1 pseudogene is annotated in these 1,217 nt (G+C 71.8%); it reads right to left on the reverse strand.

The window, feature by feature from the left end:
* Positions 1-451 precede the first annotated feature (451 nt).
* Positions 452-1,217 (reverse strand): annotated as a pseudogene (locus tag BN1056_RS03005) (ABC transporter permease); the annotation flags it as partial.

A 1,217-nucleotide genomic window follows, 5' to 3' on the forward strand; every position in this document is an offset into this window, starting at 1 on the left:
GACGGGCGGGGCCACCGCCTCGCCCACGGTTACCCCGGCTGCGCCCGGAGTCGTCGTGCTGTTCCGCGCCGGCGTGGTGGTGACCGTGGTGATCGCGACGGGCCTGTCACTGGCCGCGGTGGCCGCGTTCCTGCTCCGGCGTCTGCGCTTCTGAGCCGTAGCGCGTAACAACGCGGGCGGTGTCCGGGACCGAGTGATTGGTTCCGGGCGCCGCCCGCGTCGTTGCCCGCCGTCTGCTACGCGGGTTGGGCGTTAACAACGCTACTTAACGTTCTGCTGTATACCTCGGAGCCCTTCAGTAGACCGTTAACAGGCGTTGTTAACCCCGAAGTGGCGTTGCAGACGCTGGCCGGCCCCGCCGGCGCCGCGACGCCCGCCGGGACGGCCCCGAAGGCGCTCGCCTCCGCGCCGTCCCGGCAGGGTCTGCGTGATGGTCTGCACGGTCGCGGTGTCAGCTCACGCGGTCTCTGCGACTGCGGCGCGCGTTGACGTATGCGCCGAGTGCGAGCAGGGAGAGGCCGCAGACGATCCAGGCGGTCAGTACCCACGGGCTGGCTCCCATGCCGGCGCCGTCGAAGTACGCGGCGGAGCGCAGCCAGGTGCCGGCCGCACCCACCGGCAGCAGCTGCCCGAAGGTTCCCCATCCACTGGGGAGCCACTGCCAGCCGGTGGCGAGGCCGGAGAGCGGGTTCGCCACGAACAGCATGAGTACGGCTCCGAGTCCGAAGCCCGCGTAGCCCAGGGTCTCCTGCAGGCCGATCAGAGTCAGGGAGATCGCCGCGATGCCTAGGCTCAGGCCCGCCCACAGCAGCAGGAAGGAGCCGTCGACGGCGCCGAACCAGGTCTGCAGCACGGCGGCGACGCACAGTCCGCCGAGCGCCGCGATTGCGACGGCCCCCAGGGCTCGCCTCCACGGGGAGGTGCGCAGCACCAGGCTCAGGATCACGCCCGAGGCCATGCCGCCGAACACGAGCGGCAGCGCGATGGCGGACAGTCCAACACCGGAGGGGTCGGCTTCCGTCAGCGGGGCGACGTCGGTGACGGTGACCGTCTGCGAGGCGCTCGCCTCCTGCTGCACCTGCAGGAGCGTGGCGGCGTCGGCGCCCTGCGCCTGGGCGGCGGCCACGGCCTGGGCGTCGGACTGCGCCTCCAGTGTGGTCGCGAGATTGGTCAGCAGGGCGGCGCCGTGATGCCGTTCGGCGTGTGAGTGCTGCTCC

Source organism: Actinomyces succiniciruminis (genome assembly GCF_900002405.1).
GTDB classification, from domain to species: Bacteria; Actinomycetota; Actinomycetes; order Actinomycetales; family Actinomycetaceae; genus Actinomyces; species Actinomyces succiniciruminis.